Origin of the sequence: Lysinibacillus sp. NPDC056959 (assembly GCF_042674095.1) — a bacterium.
GTDB lineage: Bacteria > Bacillota > Bacilli > Bacillales_A > Planococcaceae > Lysinibacillus > Lysinibacillus zambalensis.
On record NZ_JBHURE010000024.1, the window covers coordinates 13,583 to 28,327 of the forward strand.

Annotated in this window: 17 protein-coding genes; 10 read left to right on the forward strand and 7 right to left on the reverse strand. The window is 38.4% G+C overall.

Translation table 11 applies throughout. From position 1 onward, the window contains the following. Positions 1–201: 201 nt before the first annotated feature. A complete protein-coding gene (locus ACFTQ7_RS20260) occupies positions 202–462 on the reverse strand; it encodes a DUF1871 family protein (RefSeq protein WP_079561543.1) in 261 nt (86 codons plus the stop codon). Between the two features lie 72 nt (positions 463–534). Here ACFTQ7_RS20260 and ACFTQ7_RS20265 point away from each other — a divergent pair, with 72 nt between their 5' ends. Further along, a complete protein-coding gene (locus ACFTQ7_RS20265; protein WP_386830591.1) occupies positions 535–1,704 on the forward strand; it encodes a MalY/PatB family protein in 1,170 nt (389 codons plus the stop codon). Between the two features lie 258 nt (positions 1,705–1,962). Here the strand turns inward: ACFTQ7_RS20265 and ACFTQ7_RS20270 are convergent, their stop codons facing one another. Together ACFTQ7_RS20270 and ACFTQ7_RS20275 are read right to left on the reverse strand one after the other, a co-directional pair. Next, positions 1,963–2,175: a hypothetical protein gene (locus ACFTQ7_RS20270; protein WP_049669158.1), complete on the reverse strand. Its 213-nt coding sequence runs from the start codon at positions 2,173–2,175 to the stop codon at positions 1,963–1,965. Positions 2,176–2,197: 22 nt separating this feature from the next. Further along, positions 2,198–2,785 carry a peptidylprolyl isomerase gene (locus tag ACFTQ7_RS20275; protein WP_386830593.1) on the reverse strand — a complete coding sequence of 196 codons (588 nt, stop codon included), beginning with the start codon at positions 2,783–2,785 and terminating at the stop codon, positions 2,198–2,200. A 652-nt stretch (positions 2,786–3,437) separates the two neighbouring features. Here ACFTQ7_RS20275 and ACFTQ7_RS20280 point away from each other — a divergent pair. Then, the gene (locus ACFTQ7_RS20280) at positions 3,438–5,288 is read left to right on the forward strand and encodes a transglycosylase domain-containing protein (protein WP_386830595.1); all 1,851 of its coding nucleotides are present in this window, start codon (positions 3,438–3,440) and stop codon (positions 5,286–5,288) included. Positions 5,289–5,819: 531 nt separating this feature from the next. Here the strand turns inward: ACFTQ7_RS20280 and ACFTQ7_RS20285 are convergent. Next, on the reverse strand, positions 5,820–6,383 hold the full coding sequence (locus ACFTQ7_RS20285; protein ID WP_376074880.1) for a DUF5366 family protein: 564 nt from the start codon (positions 6,381–6,383) through the stop codon (positions 5,820–5,822). A gap of 154 nt (positions 6,384–6,537) precedes the next feature. Between ACFTQ7_RS20285 and ACFTQ7_RS20290 the strand changes: the two genes are divergently transcribed. The 8 genes from ACFTQ7_RS20290 to mnhG are packed head-to-tail and all read left to right on the forward strand — an operon-like array spanning position 6,538 to position 12,296. Further along, positions 6,538–8,952, forward strand: coding sequence for a Na+/H+ antiporter subunit A (locus tag ACFTQ7_RS20290; RefSeq protein ID WP_386830597.1), 2,415 nt, complete (start codon positions 6,538–6,540; stop codon positions 8,950–8,952). Next, the gene (locus ACFTQ7_RS20295) at positions 8,939–9,361 is read left to right on the forward strand and encodes a Na(+)/H(+) antiporter subunit B (protein WP_049669152.1); all 423 of its coding nucleotides are present in this window, start codon (positions 8,939–8,941) and stop codon (positions 9,359–9,361) included. Before ACFTQ7_RS20290 ends, ACFTQ7_RS20295 begins: the two co-directional genes overlap by 14 nt. Continuing rightward, positions 9,361–9,702 (forward strand): Na(+)/H(+) antiporter subunit C, encoded by a 342-nt coding sequence (locus ACFTQ7_RS20300; protein ID WP_053593262.1) that lies wholly within the window; start codon positions 9,361–9,363, stop codon positions 9,700–9,702. Before ACFTQ7_RS20295 ends, ACFTQ7_RS20300 begins: the two co-directional genes overlap by 1 nt. Continuing rightward, entirely contained in the window at positions 9,695–10,996 is a 1,302-nt protein-coding gene (locus ACFTQ7_RS20305) for a Na+/H+ antiporter subunit D (RefSeq protein WP_386830600.1), read from the forward strand. Before ACFTQ7_RS20300 ends, ACFTQ7_RS20305 begins: the two co-directional genes overlap by 8 nt. Before the next feature lie 48 nt (positions 10,997–11,044). Further along, on the forward strand, positions 11,045–11,182 hold the full coding sequence (locus ACFTQ7_RS20310) for a hypothetical protein (RefSeq protein WP_386830602.1): 138 nt from the start codon (positions 11,045–11,047) through the stop codon (positions 11,180–11,182). Between the two features lie 4 nt (positions 11,183–11,186). Continuing rightward, positions 11,187–11,666 carry a Na+/H+ antiporter subunit E gene (locus ACFTQ7_RS20315; protein WP_386830604.1) on the forward strand — a complete coding sequence of 160 codons (480 nt, stop codon included), beginning with the start codon at positions 11,187–11,189 and terminating at the stop codon, positions 11,664–11,666. Then, complete coding sequence (locus tag ACFTQ7_RS20320; protein ID WP_386830606.1) at positions 11,663–11,944, forward strand: Na(+)/H(+) antiporter subunit F1; 282 nt, start codon at positions 11,663–11,665, stop codon at positions 11,942–11,944. The genes ACFTQ7_RS20315 and ACFTQ7_RS20320 overlap by 4 nt, the downstream gene beginning before the upstream one ends. Next, positions 11,928–12,296, forward strand: a complete 369-nt coding sequence (gene mnhG, locus ACFTQ7_RS20325) for a monovalent cation/H(+) antiporter subunit G (RefSeq protein ID WP_386830608.1) — start codon at positions 11,928–11,930, stop codon at positions 12,294–12,296. The genes ACFTQ7_RS20320 and mnhG overlap by 17 nt, the downstream gene beginning before the upstream one ends. A 45-nt stretch (positions 12,297–12,341) precedes the next feature. Here mnhG and ACFTQ7_RS20330 read toward each other — a convergent pair whose 3' ends face one another. The 3 genes from ACFTQ7_RS20330 to sat all read right to left on the reverse strand — a co-directional run bounded on the left by ACFTQ7_RS20330 (position 12,342) and on the right by sat (position 14,717). Next, the gene (locus ACFTQ7_RS20330) at positions 12,342–12,812 is read right to left on the reverse strand and encodes a GNAT family N-acetyltransferase (protein ID WP_386830610.1); all 471 of its coding nucleotides are present in this window, start codon (positions 12,810–12,812) and stop codon (positions 12,342–12,344) included. 175 nt (positions 12,813–12,987) lie between these two features. Further along, the gene (gene cysC, locus ACFTQ7_RS20335) at positions 12,988–13,581 is read right to left on the reverse strand and encodes an adenylyl-sulfate kinase (protein WP_349661314.1); all 594 of its coding nucleotides are present in this window, start codon (positions 13,579–13,581) and stop codon (positions 12,988–12,990) included. Continuing rightward, entirely contained in the window at positions 13,578–14,717 is a 1,140-nt protein-coding gene (gene sat / locus ACFTQ7_RS20340) for a sulfate adenylyltransferase (protein ID WP_386830612.1), read from the reverse strand. The genes cysC and sat overlap by 4 nt, the downstream gene beginning before the upstream one ends. Between the last annotated feature and the right edge of the window lie 28 nt (positions 14,718–14,745).

The following is a 14,745-nucleotide window of genomic DNA, read 5'->3' on the forward strand; positions in this document are numbered from 1 at the left end:
TAGCGATAATAATTATCTTCATCCAGGGGATTTTACTATTGTTTAAAAAAGCTTTATTTTTATAGCTAAAAAAAACGAGGTTGTCTTATAATTAACAGACAACCTCGTTTTCTATAGAAAAGCAAAAACATAATTGTGCATCTACCAGAAGTGCAGCCAATACAATATTGGTCACTCAGGTATTTACACCTTTTGAAGAAGTTAAATAATGCATTTTGCTTCAAATTTTATCGCAATAAGTTTGTATGAAATGGCTACACAATCTTCATACGGAATCCATTCTTCAAACGAATGCTCATATGTTTCTTGAATAACCTTTGCAAGAACAGATGGATCGTCGATACCTTGCAATGCTGCTACAACATCTGCGGTTTCAGTATCATAATGATCTGGACCTAAGTGGAATGGATCCCACTCCTCTAGCAGATGTACGGCTGCTTGATTCATTTTTATATTTTCCAAAATACTCACCTATTATCCTTTTATCATACTCGTATGATACCATAGTAAATAAAAAAGAAAAGAGTGATTTGCTTGTCTATTTTTGATCAAACTATTAACCGTCGTTGTACAAACTCTGTAAAATGGGACGCCATGGAAAACGTATATGGGCTACAAGATGCTTCAGGCATACTCCCAATGTGGGTAGCTGATATGGATTTTGCTGCGCCAGTAGCTGTATCAAAGGCGCTGCAAGAGCATGCTGAAAAGACTGTTTTCGGCTATAGCTTTGTTAGCGATGAAGCCGTACAGGCAATCGTAGACTGGCAAAATACTCAACATGATTGGCACATTGAGAAAGAATCCATTGTTTTCTGTAATGGTGTTGTCGCTGCTTTAGCCGATAGTATTATGGCATTTACTAATCCAGGGGATAAAGTACTTATTTCATCACCTGTTTACCCTCCATTCTATAACATCCCAAAAAGCAATGGCAGAGAGGTTGTTAATTGTCCTTTAGTAGAAAAAGATGGAACATATGTCTATGACTTTGTAGCCTTTGAGCAAGCACTTGCTCAAAATGTGAAAGCCTACATATTGTGTAATCCACATAATCCCGGTGGCTATGTATGGGATGAAGCTACATTAAAGGAAATTGTACGACTATGTGCAAAATATGATGTAGTAATTATTTCCGATGAAATTCATTCTGATTTAATGATAGATGGCTCAAAACATACGCCATTAGCAAAAATCGCTGGCGATGAAATTGATCGCATTATTACATGTATGGCACCGACAAAAACATTTAACCTAGCAGGGATTCAAGTTGCCTATATGATCGTGACAGATAAGAAAAAGCGAATGTTACTAGAAGCAGTTCATATGGCTAGCGGGCAAGGCTCATTAAATACTTTTGCCGCTGTGGCACTTCAAGCCGCTTATACAGAAGGTTCGCCATGGTTAAACGAAATGCTTCCTTACATTTCAGCTAATATGGACTATGTGATTGCCGAATTAGAACAATTACCTGGAATCCATATTACAAAACCTCAAGGCACTTATTTACTTTGGATTGATTATCGAGAATTGGAACTTGATGAAAATGAATTCATGCAACGCTTGCTTGAATATGGCAAACTAGCATTAGAGCCAGGGACAAAATATGGCGAAGAGGGTCGCGGCTTCCTGCGTATGAACGTTGCTTGCTCATTTGAGACAGTGAAAGACGGTGTTCAGCGCTTTAAGCAAGTACTTCAGTAATAGGAAATAAATAGCGAAGGATATCTCAAGGTTTTTTTGAGGTATCCTTTTTTGTTTAGAAATTATATCTCATATGGAGTTTAAGTATTTGAAGAATGGAGCGAAGACAAAATTTTAACATGAGATTTATGAGAAAATATGATGCCTCGCAATCCTTAATGGCTGCGAGGCATCTGGTACAATCAATTATGCCTCGGCATAATTGCGTCTGGAGGCTTAACTTCTTTCATTGGGTGTTTGGACACCCAATGAAAGAAGTTAAATATTTTGCTGATTGTTTGTATTATTTTTCTCTGAAAGAATACGTGCTTCGAGTTCCTTTGATTTCATTTCTTGTTTCTTAGAAATCTTACGGAAAACGGTAAAGACAACAATACATAATATAAGCATTATTAAAAATTCAAAAGCTGCAGGAACATAGCCTGATTTATCTTCTGGGAAATATAAAAATTGATACATTAAATGTTTCATGTTTTACACGTCCTTACAATTATTATTCAAAAACTGTAATTGACTCGATTTTCACATCTTCTACTGGTTTATCGCGCATGTCTTTTTCTACGTCTGCAATTTTGTCAACGATGTCCATACCTTCAACAATATGACCAAACACTGTATGTTTATGGTCTAACCAAGGAGTACCACCATTTTGAGCATATGCTTCAATAATCTCTTCTGGGAAGCCAGCACCTTGTAATTGACGAAGCATATCACTTGGAAGGTGCTTCATTTGTACGATAAAGAATTGTGAACCATTTGTGTTTGGACCCGCATTTGCCATTGAAAGTGCACCGCGAAGATTAAATACGCTATCAGAGAATTCATCCTCGAAAGAGTTACCCCAGATTGATTCACCGCCCATACCTGTACCAGTTGGGTCACCACCTTGAATCATGAAGTCTTGGATTACACGGTGGAAAATGATGCCGTCGTAGTAACCAGATTTTGCATGGCCTAAGAAGTTTTCAACCGTTTTTGGTGCATGCTCAGGGAATAATTTAATTTTGATGGCACCTAATGTTGTTTTCATTTCTACAAGTACTTCGCCTTCAAGTACTTCTGTTGTTAATTGTGGAAACATTGAAGTCTCTCCTTTAAAAGTAAAATTTCAGTTTCAATAAAAATGATAATACTATCATTTCTGACCTCATTTCAGTCTAACATACTTCTTAATGGTTTTCTTCACCAAAGTATTGACGATTTTTTGCACTTTTAATTTTTTGGCAAATAAGCAAAGTGTGGGGTTGATTTTCCGTTCCGACTGGGCGCCTCCTTATGGACGGTGTAATAGGTGAGACTCTAGAGCGAGCAAGTTGAGGAACGAAGGCTAAAAACATCACGTCCTGTGATAACGCCTTCGCGACCAACATCCTATTGGCCCGAGACCCTGCAGCGTAGCGGGTGTTTTCTGTGCGAAAGCGTAGCGTCAGCAACACCCAAAGCGGCTCATCGGACGCCCCCAGGAAGCTTTGCTCTGTGCGAAAGCGTAGCGACAGCAACAACAAATGTTTTCTGTAGCGAAAGCAAAGCGCCCAGCCGAACGGAAATCACCCCCACGTTATGATGACGAACTTACTTTATGAAAATTTATTATCGTATTTAAACATACCAAGAGTTGTTCATACTGCTAGCCAAGGTTTTTGATAAAGTGCAAATAGGTCGGAACGAGTATTTGGAAACCATCCAAAATATGTTATTCTTTTGAGTGACTCATATTTAGAGTGGAGGCACACATGAAAAAGGCTTTTGGTTTTATTATCATTTTACTATCCTTACCTGTCCTTTGGTGGATTAGTACAAATATTAGGACGGAAATCCATGCGGCAGAAGCGCATGAGAAGCAAATTGCTAGCGCTATTCACTTACCGGAAGTTCAGCCACAGCTTCCAGTAACACTTATTGATCAAAACGGTAATACATTTAGCGAGGAATATGTCGAATGGAGGCAACCTCTAACACTACAAGAAATCCCAAAAATTGCCCAGGAAATTTTCATTGCTAGTGAGGACGCTCATTTTTATGAGCATATCGGCTTTGACCTCAGTGCTATCGTTCGTGCAGTTGTTGCTAACTCAAGCACAAATTCAACGTCTCAAGGTGCCAGCACTATTACACAACAACTCGTTCGTATGCGTTATTTATCCGATGAAAAAACATATGAGCGAAAATTAACAGAAGTATTTTACTCCTATGAGCTTGAGAAAGAATTTGATAAAGACGCGATTTTAACGATGTATCTAAATGAAGCCTATTTTAGCAATCAAGTTTATGGAATTGGCGGAGCAGCTACCTATTATTTTCAAAAACCACTCCAAGAATTATCTATAGCTGAAATTGCATTTATTGCGGCCATTCCAAATAATCCCTCACTTTATAATCCTTTAAAAAATTTTGATAAAACAAAAGCGAGACAAGAGCGGTTATTAGATACACTCGCAACGAGCGGCGCTATTACAAAAGAAGATGCTAATACACATAAAGCTGAAACGATAACATTAAATGTAAAGAATAAAGCGCAAAGCTACCCTATGTACAGCACTTACGTCCTACAAGAGCTTAAATGGTTAGTTGCAGAAAAAGAAGGCTATGCGGATCGTCTTGCAAAAACACAAAGCGAGGAAGAAAAGAAAAAAATCAAAGCGCAGCTAGACAATCGACTCAAAACATTATTTCAAAATGGATTAACGATTTATACCGCGCTTAATCCAGACAAACAAGCAAATGATGAGAAAAAGATGACTGCCATTCTAGGCTCAGGCAAATTACAAGCAGCCGGAGCAGTTATTGATAATAAAACCCGTGAAGTAGTTAGTCTTTATGCAGGGAAAAACTATGAAAAGTTTGGTTATCATCGAGCCTTTCAAGGAACGCGTCAGCCAGGCTCTGCCTTTAAGCCATTAGCGGTATATGCACCTTTCTTTGAAACGACAGCACATACACCTGATTCTATAGTGAGTGGTGGCAGTTATTGTGTCGGTTCATTTTGTCCACAAAACTATGGCGGCTTTAAATACGGTGATGTACCCATTCGAGTAGCATTTCAATATAGCTACAATACATCGGCTCTCCGTCTGTTGAACACAGTCGGAATTGATACAGCATTTAGTTATTTAGATCGCTTTAACTTCCGCTCCATCGTGGCAAAAGACCATAATTATGCTGTCTCCTTGGGAGGCTTAACGTATGGTGTTACAGCACTTGAGCTAGCAGACGCTTACACAAGCTTTATAGACGGCTCATACGTGCAGGCCCATAGCATCCGTAAAGTAACAGCGGCTGATGGAACGGAGCTTTACAGCTGGGATTCAGCACGCGATCAAATTTGGTCACCGAAAACTGTTAAGAATATGCGTTCAATCCTTTCAGATGTTGTTACTCGAGGTACAGGACAAGGCGTTTATAGTAGAAGTAACTATATCGGTGCGAAAACAGGAACAACTAACAACTATCGCGACTACTGGCTTGCAGGATTAAACGATGAATACACAGCAGCGGTTTGGCTGGGTTATGATAAGCCACAATCTATGGAAAGATTAGAAGACTATAAGATTCACCATCAACTATTTAATGTTTTACTACAGTAAATAGTCATAAATCCTCAATGAAAAGGAGCAGCCCTAAGTGAAATTCATCACTCTAGGGCCGCTCCTTTCATTGCTTTAACGTTTCTATGTAATTTAAAATTTAATGGTTCATCACCAAAAGTTATGGATGACTTTTGTTAAAACCTCTACTGTGTAAATAAGTTGATTGTAGTGGAGGCTGGGCGACTCCTTGGGGATTAGCGATAGAGGAACGAAGGCTAAACCATCACATCCTGTGATAACGCCTTCGTGACCAACCTCGTGCCGCTGTCGCTACGTTAGCACTACGCTTTCGCGCAAAAAACATCTGTTGGCCCGAGCCCCTGGAGCGAGCATCGCGAGTGAAGCGGCTCATCGGACGCCCCCAGGAAGCTCTGCTCTGCGCGAAAGCGAAGCGTCAGCGGCAAATGTTTTAACTGTGCGAAAGCGTAGCGACAGCGGCAAATGTTTTAACTGTGCGAAAGCGTAGCGACAGCAACAAAGCGCCCAGTCGGAACGGAAATCAACCACACGTTTTAGTGATGATCCCATTTAATGTGCAAACGGTAAGCTTGCCAAGATGCCATTATACAATTTTAAAACAACATAAATTATTAGCGATAATAGTATTGTCCACATAAATAGCTCAAATACTAGTAAGCCAATCGTTCCACCCATCGACATAAAATGACTCATTTTATAGATAAGGTAAATAAAGTAGATAAAAACGGTTAAGACAAAAATACCTACTAAAACGTAAATAAATTGAATAGCGAAAGCTGAACATATTGCACCAACTAATAATATGATGTATCCGCCTCGCGCTTGATGAACTGTCGCACCATCATTATCTTTTGAAAAAAATAACATTCCAAGCTCATGAATAGTTTCCCCTACTAATTTTAATGCTGAAAATAACATAAAAAAGATTCCCGCAAAGACAATTAGTAAAAAAACACGGAGCTCGAAATCGGATAAAAACTCCCGCATGCCAGAGTATACACCAATTGCATGAAAAACTTGCAATGATTCACTTACAGCATACATACCAAACGTCAAACTAAATAACAAAATCGTGATTAATGGTAGATAACCATAAATATAAGGGTTTTTCATAAAAAATTTTTTCCTCTATTTTTATTGATAACTTCTTATTTATAATATATCCAAAATTCTTCCACTATCGCAAGCTAAATCCTATGGGTGCATATGCATTCATACAAAAAGTGCGTTATAATTAACCTACTTACTTGCATAAAGGAGGATTTTTTTGTTACAAGTACTTTATATTTTCATTCCAATGCTTGCTGCAATATTTGTGCCATTTTTATATAAACGCATTAAAAATATTCACACAGGCTGGTTTGTTCTTGCAGTCCCTGCTACACTCGCTATTATTTACGCCTCATATATCGCAAAAGTAGCAGATGGTAAAGTTTTTCTTGAAGAGCTTCCTTGGATTCCATCGCTTGATATTTCCGTCGTTTCTTATTTAGACGGACTTAGCTTGCTATTCTCATTACTAATTACCGGAATTGGCTCGTTAGTCGTACTTTACTCTATTTTTTACTTAGACAAACATAAAGAAAGATTACATAATTTTTATGTTTACTTATTACTATTTATGACCGCAATGCTAGGAGTAGTACAGTCAGATCATTTAATTTCTTTGTACTTCTTTTGGGAGCTAACATCCATTTCGTCATTTTTACTAATTGGCTACTGGTATTCTCGTGATGCATCTCGCTTTGGTGCACTTAAATCAATGATGATTACAGTCGGCGGCGGCTTAATGATGTTAGGGGGATTCATCCTTCTGTATTTAATGGGCGGAACGTATTCAATCCGTGAACTTATTGTCATGGCACCTAATTTAGTGCAGCATCCAATGTTCACTTGGTCACTCGTTTTAATACTTTTAGGCGCATTTACAAAATCTGCACAATTCCCATTCTACATTTGGTTACCAGATGCAATGGAAGCGCCAACACCAGTAAGTGCATACCTTCACTCTGCAACAATGGTAAAGGCAGGTATTTATTTAGTTGCACGCTTTACACCAATTTTCGCAGTTTCTGAGCTTTGGGTATGGCTCGTTACAGGCGTAGGTATTTTAACGCTATTCTGGGGTTCGTTCTTTGCTGTGAAACAAACAGACTTAAAAGGAATCCTTGCGTTCTCTACAGTGAGTCAGCTTGGCCTTATTATGTCATTGCTCGGAGCTAGTGCCTTAGCATTTCATGGCAATGGGGCAACAGATACGATTAAATTTGCTGCTTTTGCGGCGATCTTCCACCTGATCAACCATGCAACATTTAAAGGAAGCTTATTCATGATTGCAGGTATTGTCGATCATGAAACAGGTACACGTGATATTCGTAAGCTTGGTGGCTTAATGAGTATTATGCCGCTTAGCTTTACAGTTGCGGCAATCGGAAGCTTATCAATGGCCGGTCTACCGCCATTTAACGGCTTCTTAAGTAAGGAAATGTTTTTAACAGCAATGCTTGCACTGCAAAATTTTGAATTTTTCGGCTTTGACACATGGGGAGCACTCTTCCCGATTGTCGCTTGGATTGCTAGTATTTTCACATTTGTCTACAGCTTCTATTTTGTTTTTAGAACATTTACTGGTAAATATACACCAGAGAAATTACCTCATAAACCACATGAGGCACCGATTGGCATGCTGATTTCACCGATGATTTTAGCAGCATTAGTGGTAACAATATTCTTTATTCCGAACCTAGTAGGGGATACTTTTGTAAAGCCAGCAGTACAAGCTATTCAGCCATTCTTATATGATTCACCAAAGGATATTAATATTCACGTGGCGGCTTGGCATGGTGAAATTACACCTGAATTAATCATGACATTTGGCATAGTAATTATTGGGGTTCTATTGTTTGTATCATTACCGAAATGGCAGGGTATTTATCAAAAATTCCCACGATCTTTAACATTGAATAATGCATACGACAAAATAATGCTTGGACTAGACGTAGGGTTAAATCGTGTATCACGTCTATATATGACGGGCTCTATGCGTCATTACCTGCTATATATGTTTAGTAGTATTGCAGCGATTGTCATAGGTTCTTTATTTGTGAAGAAGGCCTTTACAGTCTCCTTCCAAGATACTGCACCTATTCGTCCTTACGAAATCATTTTAGTCGTAGTATTAGTCATTGGAACAGCTATTACAATTCTGGCAAAGTCACGCTTAACAGCGATTATAGGCCTTGGTGCTGTCGGCTACACAGTAGCATTGTTCTTCGTTATTTTTAATGCTCCTGATTTAGCATTAACACAACTTGTCATTGAAACGATTTCTGTAGCGCTATTTTTACTAGCGTTTTATCATCTGCCGAAGCTTGGAAAACGAGAAGAGCGCATGAGATTCCAATTGAATCGGGCAATTGTTTCCATTGCTGTCGGTGTTATGGTTACGCTTATAGCACTGTCTGCACATTCACAAAAATTGATTCCAACGATTTCGAAGTATTATGAGGAAACAGTTTATTCAGAAGCTGGCGGTGGAAACATTGTCAATGTAATTTTAGTAGACTACCGTGGCTTTGATACATTATTTGAAATTACAGTGCTAGGAATTGCCGGAATGGCCATTTTAGCAATGATTAAGCTACGCATGAATAGAAAGGAGAAATCGCATGAAAACAAATGATGTCATTATACAATTTACAACAAAAATTGTATTCTTCATTATTTTCTTCTTCTCCATTCATATCTTCCTTGCTGGTCATTACACACCTGGGGGCGGCTTCGTCGGCGGACTTTTAACATCGAGTGCTATCGTACTTTTAGTCCTTGCCTTTGATTTAAATACGGTTCGTAAAGTTTTACCAATAAATTATACGTATTTAACTGCAATTGGCTTACTTCTAGCCCTAGCAACAGCCGCTTTCCCAATGTTTGTAGGTAAACCGTTTTTCACACATTTCTTTGATTATTTCGATTTACCGCTTCTAGGCAAACAGTCATTACACACGGCTATGCTTTTTGATAGCGGTGTCTATCTGGTTGTTGTCGGCGTTACGATGACCATTATTCAAACGATTGGGGAGGATGAATAATGGAAATAATTATGGCGTTTGTCATAGGCTTTTTGTTTATGGCAGCGGTTTATTTAATCTTATCCAAAAGCTTATTGCGTATTATTATCGGGACAGGTCTTTTAAGTCATGGTGCTCATCTTCTCATTTTAACGATGGGCGGGCTTGGTGGAGAAGCACCACCTGTTTTAAAGGAAGGGGCAAAAACTTTTGCAGACCCATTACCACAAGCGCTTATTTTAACTGCGATTGTTATTAGCTTTGGGGTAACTGCTTTCTTCCTTGTACTTGCTTACCGTTCTTACCAAGAACTCGAGACAGATGATATAAGCTTAATGAGAGGAAGTGATGAGGATGAATAACTTCCTTCTACTGCCCATCATCATTCCGTTTTTCTTCGGCATGATTTTAATGTTTGGGCAAAAAAATTTAAAATACCAACGTTCATTCGCATTACTAGGAATAGGACTTGCACTTATATCAGCCATTTCACTGCTTATAAAGGTGAAAAATGATGGTATTCAAAAGGTGACGTTCGGTGACTGGCCTGTGCCGTATGGTATAACGATGGTTTCAGATATGGTGTCCGCACTACTTGTCACAACAACGCTACTGATAGCCATCTTTGTTGTTTGGTATGGCTTTGGTTCCATCACTAAGGAACGTGAACGCTTCTTCTATTATCCTGGAATCATGTTTATTTTAACTGGGGTTAACGGGGCATTTACGACAGGCGATATTTTTAACCTTTTCGTATTCTTCGAGGTATTGTTAATGGCCTCTTATTTGCTCATCGTTCTTGGGGGCGAAAAAGGACAGCTTAAAGGTTCCATTAAATATATTTTAATTAATGTTATTTCATCTGCATTATTTGTTATAACAGTTGCCTTCCTATACTCAGTAGTAGGTACATTAAACATGGCAGATATTGCAGTAAAAATTGCTGACATTAATCAGCCAGGTATTGTTACGGTTATAGCTGTACTATTTTTAATGGTATTTGGGTTAAAAGCGGCTATTTTCCCTCTATACTTCTGGCTTCCAACTTCTTATGCGGCAGCTCCAATACCAGTGCTAACGCTATTTGGTGCACTATTAACAAAGGTTGGCATTTACGCGATTACTCGAACATATACATTGTTCTTCGTTCATGATTTATCATATACGCATGATCTACTAATGGCATTAGCAGTTGCAACAATTATTGCGGGCTGTATCGGTGCTCTTGCCTATTACGATGTGAAGCTTATCATTATCTATAATATCGTCATTGCTGTAGGTGTTATTTTATTCGGTGTATCTCAAATGAATGAAATCGCCCTAAAAGGTGCCATGTTCTATTTAATTCATGACATGCTTATAAAAGCAGCGCTCTTTATGTTGATAGGTATAGTGATTTACATTACGGGCACATCTGATTTACGAAAAATGGGCGGTCTTATGAATAAATATCCTGCCCTCGGTTGGTTCTATTTAATTGCAGCATTTGGTTTAGCAGGGATTCCCCCACTTAGCGGCTTCGTCGGAAAGCTTTTAATTGCTCAGGGAGGCTTTGAAGCAGGCAGTAAATGGAGCAGTATTTTTATTTTAGCTTCGTCACTTCTCGTGTTATTGTCAGTTATTCGTATTTTCCTTTATGCCTTTTGGGGTGAGTAAAAATAAACGACAGGTACTGTCGATAAAAAAGTCTATCATACATTATTCGTGCCTACTGTTATTCTAGTGCTCATTACCGTAGCCTATGGTGTTGGTTCTGAATGGATTACCCCATTTATGGACGATGCAGCAAAACTATTAAGTGATCCATCTATTTATATAGATGCTGTATTGAAGGAGGATTAGTGATATGGCATTTCAAATTATTTTAAATGTTATGCTTGCCTTCGTTTGGATGTTCCTTTCTTCTAATTACACAGCAACAGGCTTTATCATTGGGTTCATTCTCGGTATTGTATTACTCATGATTATGCGTAGATTTTTTACAACCCGTCTTTACGTCTACCGCATATGGGCAATCATTAAACTGACTTTACTCTTTTTAAAAGAGTTAGTGTTAGCGAATATACAAGTGCTTCGAGTGGTCTTAAAGCCAAAGTTGGATATGCAGCCTGCGTTCTTTGCCTATCCTACTGTTTTAACACAAGAATGGGAAATTACATTATTATCGAGTCTCATTACGTTAACACCCGGTACTGTAGTAGTGCACGTATCAGATGATGCAAAAACGTTGTATGTACATGCTATCGACATGAGTGATGTCGATGAAGCAATTACTGCAATTCGGGATTCATTTGAGAAAGCGATTTTGGAGGTGAGTAAATCATGACAACGTTTATTATTACTGCAATTGTGGTGATTTGCTTATCGATGGTTGCAGTTATTTATCGAATGGTTAAAGGACCTTCTGCATCCGACCGTGTGGTAGCATTGGATTCATTAGGTGTATCAGTCATCTCGCTAATTGGACTGTTTTCAATATTGGTTGAAACAAGCTTCTTTCTGGAGATTATATTATTGTTAGCGATCTTATCGTTTATCGGTACGGTTGCTTTCTCTAAATTCATAGAGAAAGGAGATATCATTAAACGTGACAATACTCGCTAATAGTTTAGTTATCTTTTTCATTTCTATCGGGGTGCTATTTATTGTCGTGACTGCCATTGGTCTTGTCCGTTTACCTGATTTGTACACACGTGCTCACGCTGCTTCAAAAAGCGCAACGCTCGGTGTCATGTGCGTACTTATTGGCGTATTCTTTCACTTCTGGCTCATTGAAGATCACTTTAACCCCCGCATTTTGCTTGGTATACTGTTCCTGTTCATCACAGGTCCTGTTGGAGGACATATTATGACTCGCTCCTCATACATCGCTGGTGTAAAGCCTTGGAAAGGCACAGTACACGACGAGCTTGGTCCTGAAATTGATCGAATGAAAAAGGAACAAGGCATTAAATAACTTTACAAAAAAAGTGGCAATGAATAGACTTCATTGGCCACTTTTTTAATTGTTTGATAGCATAAAAAATTCCTTTTCTAAACCAATACCTTCCCAAAAGTTTAGTGCTAAGTCATTTTCTAAATCTACATAAACATTTACTACAGTAGTATCATGCTCGTCATTAAACCAATTCACTAAATCATCTACTAGACGTTTAGCAATCTTCTGTCTTCTATATACTGGTACTACATAAACTTCGTCTATTTGACCATAATTCATATCGTAAATAAAATCCCTTTTAATCGAAGCCATTCCAAAACCAATCATTTCATTGTTTTCATTCGTTGCTATATAAATGGCCCCATATTTTGATTCTATATATTGTTCTAGCTGTTCTTGAATTCCCTTCCTTTCACTCTCCCCTAATTCACAATCTGCCGTTTCTATGGCATTTTCATTCCATAGTTCCAATATTTCATTTAATAATTTCTGGTTTACAACATCCTCAGTTAATAGTTGAATATGTATGCTCATTTCTTTCAGCTCCTATAACGTTTGATGATTTAATCATCTCACAATATATGGAATAATTCGATTAAAACAGGAGAATTTCTCATATAAAAAATCTGCCACCTCAAAAGTAAGCAGATTCTTTATGAAAAGAAATTTATTAAATATAAACTCATCACCATAACGTATGGTTGTAAGCCTAAATATATCCTTTTGAAGTTAATATGTCTGTGAGCTGTTCTACGCATTCTTCGATAGAATGGAGTTCTGTGTCTAAAATAATTTCTGGAATTTCCGGTTCTTCATAGGGAGCACTAATCCCAGTAAAATTAGGAATTTCCGCATTACGTGCTTTTTTATAAAGACCTTTTGGATCACGCTTTTCACACGTTTCAACAGAACACTTCACATACACCTCTATAAATTCCCCAGCTTCCACAAGCTCACGGACAACTTGACGATCTTCTCGGTAAGGTGAAATAAAAGCAGTTAGAACAATTTGTCCATTTTCCACAAAAAGCTTAGATACCTCTCCAATACGTCTTATATTTTCCTTTCGACCAGCTTCATCAAATCCTAAATCCTTATTTAAGCCATGGCGAACATTATCACCATCTAAGACAAATGCTTGATTGCCACGTTCAAAGAGTCGGCGTGCAAATGCATTCGCCACAGAGGATTTTCCGGATGCTGACAAACCTGTAAACCATAAAATAAAGCTTTTATGCTTGTTTTGTGTACGACGCTCCTCTTTCGTAATAGACGCTTCGTGCCAAACGATGTTTGAACTCACTTTATAACCTCCTGACGCATTCCTTTAATTAATACATCCACAACCTCTTGACGACTAAATGTACCTGGAGGCACTTCGCCATTACGCAACATTTCACGAACCTTAGTACCCGATAAAATGACATGCGCTGAGCTTTCATGTGGACAAGTTTTTGTCGTTGCCATCCCCTCACATTTATTGCAATAGAAGCTATGCTCAAATTTTAATGGAATAATTCCTAATTCATCTTCCGTAAATTGTTCAAAGATTTTTTGTGCATCGTATGTACCATAGTAATCGCCAACACCTGCATGGTCACGCCCAACGATAAAGTGTGTACAGCCATAATTTTTTCGTACAAGTGCATGGAAAATAGCTTCCCTTGGTCCTGCATAACGCATGGCAGCTGGAAACACCCCTAATTGCACACGATTTTCAGGATAATAATTTTTCAGTAAAACTTCGTAGCTTTCCATGCGAATTGCTGCTGAAACATCATCTGATTTCGTTTCCCCAACTAGCGGATTTAAAAATAACCCATCAATTGTTTCAAGTGCAGCCTTTTGAATATATTCATGTGCTCGATGTACAGGATTCCGTGTTTGGAAGCCAACAATTGTTTTCCAGCCCCTTTCTGCAAAAAGCTGGCGTGTTTCAAACGGATCAAATGAATAGGCTGGGAACTTTTGCTCTAGACGTTTTACTAATGTAATTTTTCCGCCCACATAAATACTTGGACGTTCATGCAACTTTTTAACACCAGGATGCTCCAAATCCTCCGTGCCGTATATTAACAATGCCTCTTTCCGTTTATTTGGCTCAAAAATGTCAGTGACTTCAATAACGCCATAAACAACATCACCATATACTAATTTTGCCTCATCACCGGGTTGCAATGTTGCCGCTACATCTTTTGCTACAGGTAATGTAATCGGGATACTCCATACAACGCCAGACGCTAAACGTGTATGTTCAACAACCGATTCATAATCCTCCTGCGTTAAAAAGCCTTCAATCGGACTATAACCACCGATAGCAATTAGCTCTAAATCACTAAGTGAAATGGCATCAAGCTCAATAACTTTATTTATATGCGTTATATCCTTTGCTGGATTAAAGGCTTGCACTAATAGTCCACCATGTGGTTGTAAACTCATAAAAATCTCCTCCTAATTTTATTGAATT

Coding starts and splice junctions, on each gene's coding strand:
- ACFTQ7_RS20270 (WP_049669158.1), bottom strand. CDS start 2,175: ATGAAACATTTAATGTATCAATTTTTATATTTCCCAGAAGATAAATCA.
- ACFTQ7_RS20275 (WP_386830593.1), bottom strand. CDS start 2,785: ATGTTTCCACAATTAACAACAGAAGTACTTGAAGGCGAAGTACTTGTA.
- ACFTQ7_RS20280 (WP_386830595.1), top strand. CDS start 3,438: ATGAAAAAGGCTTTTGGTTTTATTATCATTTTACTATCCTTACCTGTC.
- ACFTQ7_RS20285 (WP_376074880.1), bottom strand. CDS start 6,383: ATGAAAAACCCTTATATTTATGGTTATCTACCATTAATCACGATTTTG.
- ACFTQ7_RS20295 (WP_049669152.1), top strand. CDS start 8,939: ATGAAAACAAATGATGTCATTATACAATTTACAACAAAAATTGTATTC.
- ACFTQ7_RS20300 (WP_053593262.1), top strand. CDS start 9,361: ATGGAAATAATTATGGCGTTTGTCATAGGCTTTTTGTTTATGGCAGCG.
- ACFTQ7_RS20305 (WP_386830600.1), top strand. CDS start 9,695: ATGAATAACTTCCTTCTACTGCCCATCATCATTCCGTTTTTCTTCGGC.
- ACFTQ7_RS20315 (WP_386830604.1), top strand. CDS start 11,187: ATGGCATTTCAAATTATTTTAAATGTTATGCTTGCCTTCGTTTGGATG.
- ACFTQ7_RS20320 (WP_386830606.1), top strand. CDS start 11,663: ATGACAACGTTTATTATTACTGCAATTGTGGTGATTTGCTTATCGATG.
- ACFTQ7_RS20330 (WP_386830610.1), bottom strand. CDS start 12,812: ATGAGCATACATATTCAACTATTAACTGAGGATGTTGTAAACCAGAAA.
- sat (WP_386830612.1), bottom strand. CDS start 14,717: ATGAGTTTACAACCACATGGTGGACTATTAGTGCAAGCCTTTAATCCA.